The sequence below is a fragment of the Arthrobacter sp. Br18 genome (assembly GCF_000520555.1).
In the GTDB taxonomy this organism is placed as follows: Bacteria; Actinomycetota; Actinomycetes; order Actinomycetales; family Micrococcaceae; genus Arthrobacter_D.
The window spans coordinates 1-5,003 of the sequence record NZ_AZSA01000279.1 but is presented as its reverse complement, the minus strand read 5'-3'; the positions used below and the strand labels follow the sequence as shown (position 1 = coordinate 5,003).

Below are 5,003 nucleotides of genomic sequence, written 5' to 3'. Positions count from 1 at the left end.
CGGCTCGGCCCTCGGCTTCCGTAACCTCACCAATTACATCGCCCGCAGCCTGCTCGAATCAGGCGGCTTCAGACCCCACCTACACCCTCAATTACGATGAGCCGCTTATTTCACCTCGAAGTCGGCGGAAAGTTTCGGGTTCCGGTGACCTGCAGTTCCTCTGCGTATACTCCTACGCCTAAACACGCGGCCCGGCGCGACACGGCTCATATCCATCGGTGCTACAACCGCGACCGGCATGGCCAGTTGTCATCTCAGCAAAGGATCCTTTATCAGGATCCGGCGGACACCCCGCCGGCGGTTCGTCGAGACCCGGCCTTCGCAGTGTTGCCGGGTCCTCGCTTCGTCTCAACATCGCGTCTCGAAGAGGTTGTTCTCAACAGAAGGGAGAGTGACCATTAATGCGACCGGGGGAGTGGGGATCGGGACCACTGCGTGTGCCAGAGTCTGCGCCCTGGACCGTGGTGCCTCTCGGTACGGCGGCTGAATGATGGTTGGCTGGTCTGAACTGGAGCCGTAGTCGGAGTGGCCGGCGGCTCGATCAGTTCCTGTTGAGGCCGAATTTGCGTGTCATCAGAGCTGCTTTGTAGTGGGACTCGGCTGAGTTCACCTCGGACGAGGGTGTGCTGGGCCCGAAGACGCGGAGAAGGCTGAAAACGAAGTGTCGGGCATGGTCCGTCTTAGTCTTTGCGACTTCCCCAGCTGCGCTGGCGTGGGCGAGCTCGCGGAGGGCGACGTTCCCGCCGTGACCGTCGCGAGCATAGGCTGTCCACCGGCCAAGGATTCGTTCGGCGCCGTCGGCCTTGCCGACGTACTGCTTGCCGTTGGTGGAGTCTGTGATGAGGTAAATCCCTTGGACCTCTGACAGTGCAGCGCGCCAGTCGGCGTACCGGGGATCTTCAACCATGTCGCACAGTTGGTGATAAGTGAGCAGCACGCCGTCGAACCCAGGGAATTCGACCTTGTCCCGGTCAGCGATCTCTAACACAGGCAGGCGCACGGCACTGGCAGAGGCGGCGCTCCGGTGCCAGCTGCGGGGAGTGTCCCATTCGATAACGAGCCGGTCGTTGAGGGGTGCAAGAAATCCTGTCGGACGTAGGTCGAAGAACCGGTTCGACTCAGTGCGCTGTTCGACTACCTCACCATGGTTCTCGAAGGTACCCCACAGACGGGACCGGTGCTGGCCGTCGGCAACGAAAATCACCCAGTATCGGGGAGGATCTGAGGGGAAGCGCCGGGGCGATACGTCCTGCTCCCTGGTATAGGCAAGGACTCGTTCCTCGGTCAGGTCCTCCGGCCCACGCAGCACACCAGGGTCGCCGGGCTTGAAGGTGTGGCGGATGACGTGCATATCCTCCAGTCGGGCCGCCGGTCCATGGTCAGCACCCATGCCAGTGAGCACATGACCGAGGGTGAGGGACGCACGAGAAGCCGGTCCGGCAAGGACCGCCGTTTCCGCCGGCTCGTGGACAGCAACGAATTCCAGATCAGACACGGGGACACCATATGCCACCGGCCCGGGCGTTCCCTTGACGACTTGGCCAGGAAGGCCAATCTCGCCATGAACGCACACGGTCTGCCGGTCTAGGAGGTCATCACCTGCGAGCAAAGCCATGACACGGTCATACTGCAGCCGAGACCAGAACATCGCAGGACCATCAGCTCAGGCGTTGGGGGACATGCTCTCTAGTCCGTGAGGGCTCGCGACCGTCTATAAAACGTTGCTCGGGACATTCCGAGATCCCGGGCAACTTGCGCAGCGGGCTCGCCGCCTTTGACCAGGCGGACAGCGCTTCGGATCTGACTTTCAGTTACCCGGCGGGGTCGGCCGCCCAAGTCCATTCCAGCTTCTCTGCGTTTGCTAATTGAATCGGTGACCCGTTCACGTTTGATTTCGTGTTCCATTTGCGCGAGAGCGGCCATGACCGTGAACAGCATCGACCCCATGGGCGTCGAGGTGTCGACGTCGCCACCACCGAGGTTCAAGACCCTCAGGCCCGCACCCCGACCGCGGAGTTCGTCAGCGAAGGCGAGCATGTTCTGGGTTGATCGGCCGAGCCGGTCCAGCGTCGTAATGACGATGGTGTCGCCACTGATTAGCGCGTCGAGTGCCCGATCGAACTGGGGTCGCGAAGCTCGCGCCCCAGACACACCGTGATCAACATAGAGGTCATCACGTCGGACGCCGGCGGCCAGTAGATCTGCCTGCTGCCGATCGGTGGACTGCTGCCGCGTCGAAACTCGTGCGTAGCCGATCAGTTTCGTCATGGGATGCTCCGATGTGTCTCATAAGTAACGATGAATACACCGATTCAACCAGAAGGTTTCGAGACATAGCTATGAGAATCGCCGGACGTGGAAGAACTCTCACGATTCCGGGAGAAGTGGACCACCACCGTCGCGGCGGCGATCCCGGCGGTGAGACGTCTCGTATCCCTAGGGTTATGAGACTTATCTGGTGACGTTGGGGACTGCTGAAGGTTTGGTTGACTCCAGACTGTAACTGTTAACTTCGTCTGGCGGCTTTTCTACAGTTGGGAATGGCGGTTCCTGATGACGTCGGCTCCGGGATTTCCCCGCATGACGTAGTAAGCGGTTAGCGGGATGAGGTCCGGAACCGCCAAATGAACTGTCAAAAACCCGCCATTTCCAACTGACAGTCACATAGAACCTGGCCTCATCGATTCGCGTATATCCCGCCCATAAAATCGTCCCGCTTAGGCAGCCAACCGCTACAGCGTGTCCTGCTCGACTGTGCCGAGGAACACCGACTAGATCAGGTGGTGGGGCGGTGGCGTCTGAAGAGAGCCAGTTCGATCTCGTCCGCCCTGACCGTTCGCTGCACGGTGGAATGCTCGGAGGCCTGTGCCGCCCAGCGGGTGAGGAGGGTGCAGTATCGCTGATAGGTTTCGGGCCACCACCCGGCCGTGGGTGCCTGCGGCCATGCGTCCTGGCGGAGGTTTCGGGAGACCACCTGATCAAGGATCAGATGTCTGGGTTTGGTCACGCTGCCTTGGGCGAAGTAGAGGAGCTTGGTTGAGAACGCCGGCCCGAACCACGGGATCCGTCCGGCGCCCCGCTTGGTGGTCAGGAGGCTATAGGCGTCCGTAGTTGGGGCGCCGTTCCTGACGGAGGTCCACGCGGATACGAGGAGTTCACCGGCGGTGTCCTGATGTTTGGCGAGTCCGTCCAGCCGTTGGTGCAATCGGGATGCTCGTGTTCCGAGCCCCCAGGCGAGGGAGTAGTAGAGCAGCTGGAAGGCGTTTTCTACGGTGGGATCTTGGTCTCCAAGGTTGAACACTTCCTGACGCGTCACCGTGGTTCGGCCGGCACCAGCGAGCTTCCCGGCGATCGCGGGAAGTCCCCGATCAGAAAGAGCGCGCCGCCAGCGCTCACCATCAACGGCAACAGCATGACCTAGCACCGTCTCTGTACCAGGCAGCTTGGCCAGAACGTCATCGGGCAGCGGTGCTTTCTCATTGATCATGAGACGACTCTAAGGTGCGGAACTGACTAACATCGTCCTACCTACAATTATAACTTGAGTACTTGTTGACATGTATTTACGTTCCCTACATACTTATTACACAGTTAACAAGTTGCCGAGTAGGAGAAATCATGTTGCAGATCAAGATCGCCGCCTACCAGTCCGTCGACCCCACACAGGATCAAATGGGCCGCACCTGGGTTGGATACACCCCTGGAATGTCCGAGGAAGACGCGTGGGAAGCCGGCCGCGGCTGCTGGGTGATGAAAGCCAGCCGCGCCATCGACGAAGACGAAGTGCAGATCGTCAACAGCGAAGGAACGATCCTGGCTGTCGCAACGATGAGGGGGCTCATCAAGCACGGGAATCGCCTCGAAATCATCGGTGATCTCCTCAAGGGCGATGAGCGGGTTGGTTCTGTCGCCAGTCACGTCTCGAAGTCACAAAACCCCATCTCCTACGTCTAGAAATTTTTATCGGTCCCGCCTACGCTCGCTAGGGGGTAGGCGGGACCGACCATTTCCGCTCGAAATCCAAAAACCTGCGGGAGAGAAGCTTAGGATCCGGCCGTAGATACTCAGCCGCGGGCACCGTGGTCAGGGGAGTGCCGTCAAGGCTCGACACAGCGTCACGGGTTGCCGATCGGTGTGCGGCAGCAGACAGCAGTGGAGGAGCAACCCTGATCGTCAGGTCGGAGGACACTGCCAGCAGGTCAGCGTCGAATGCCGCGTGGTGGTTCTTACACAGGGCCATCCCGTTCCTCACCCAAGCAACACCCAACTCATGCCGGTCCGGCACGATATGCGCGGCGTCCAGCAGCTCGAGAACGTCCAACCCGCAGACAGCACACCGCGCCTGATATGCGGCCAGTACGTCTCGGCGGAACAAGGGTTGGTGCAAGCGGCGCTGTACTACCCCGGGTGACCACCGCCGTTCGTACACCTGAGCATGAGGCATTGTTCCTGCCGGGGTGTCGAGCGTGTATGCCTGGCTTACGTCGAATTCAAATGATGTGTCCCGACGGGTATACCGGTGAATGTAGACCGGAAAGATCGCCTGATAGGTGATCCCAGCGGGGTCCTCAATGCGATCGGGTGAAACGGCCGCGAGGAGAACGATCGGGACGCGGGCTTCCAGCACACTTAGTAAGCCTTCGTCAGGCTTCGCGGGCCTACTTCCAGATGTAAGACGGTGCCGGACTATACCGTTGTCGGGGACAGATTGAATGAATGAGGTGTGTCAAGTAAGTGAGACACGGGATAGTCGTTTTTCGGGTTAAGCGGCAGTCTTTTGCTGCAGCTGGTTTTGACGGTAGTTGGCCAGTGCCGTTGCCGGCGGTAGTCCGGCGTTTATGGTGTGGGGTCTCCACCGGTTGTAGAACACCTCGATATAGCGCATGACGGCCGTCCTGGCGGCCTTGTGGGTTTGGAAGCTGTAGTGGTGGTAGAACTCATTTTTCAGGGTGGAGAAGAAAGACTCCGCGACGGCGTTGTCCCAGCATTGACCGGTCTAAGGG

Annotated in this window: 4 protein-coding genes and 1 pseudogene; 1 reads left to right on the top strand and 4 read right to left on the bottom strand. The window is 59.9% G+C overall.

The features are described from left to right. Window positions 1-541: 541 nt before the first annotated feature. The 3 genes from Y704_RS0102035 to Y704_RS22520 form a co-directional block, all read right to left on the bottom strand. Entirely contained in the window at window positions 542-1,495 is a 954-nt protein-coding gene (locus tag Y704_RS0102035; RefSeq protein ID WP_216698931.1) for a GIY-YIG nuclease family protein, read from the bottom strand. Window positions 1,496-1,686: 191 nt separating this feature from the next. Beyond that, a complete protein-coding gene (locus Y704_RS0102030) occupies window positions 1,687-2,268 on the bottom strand; it encodes a recombinase family protein (protein WP_026548889.1) in 582 nt (193 codons plus the stop codon). 508 nt (window positions 2,269-2,776) lie between these two features. Then, window positions 2,777-3,487: an 8-oxoguanine DNA glycosylase OGG fold protein gene (locus Y704_RS22520; RefSeq protein WP_026548888.1), complete on the bottom strand. Its 711-nt coding sequence runs from the start codon at window positions 3,485-3,487 to the stop codon at window positions 2,777-2,779. Between the two features lie 131 nt (window positions 3,488-3,618). Between Y704_RS22520 and Y704_RS0102020 the strand changes: the two genes are divergently transcribed. Further along, window positions 3,619-3,954: a hypothetical protein gene (locus Y704_RS0102020; protein WP_026548887.1), complete on the top strand. Its 336-nt coding sequence runs from the start codon at window positions 3,619-3,621 to the stop codon at window positions 3,952-3,954. A gap of 808 nt (window positions 3,955-4,762) precedes the next feature. Here the strand turns inward: Y704_RS0102020 and Y704_RS23085 are convergent. Then, window positions 4,763-4,996 (bottom strand): annotated as a pseudogene (locus tag Y704_RS23085) (integrase core domain-containing protein); the annotation flags it as partial. Window positions 4,997-5,003: the final 7 nt, after the last annotated feature.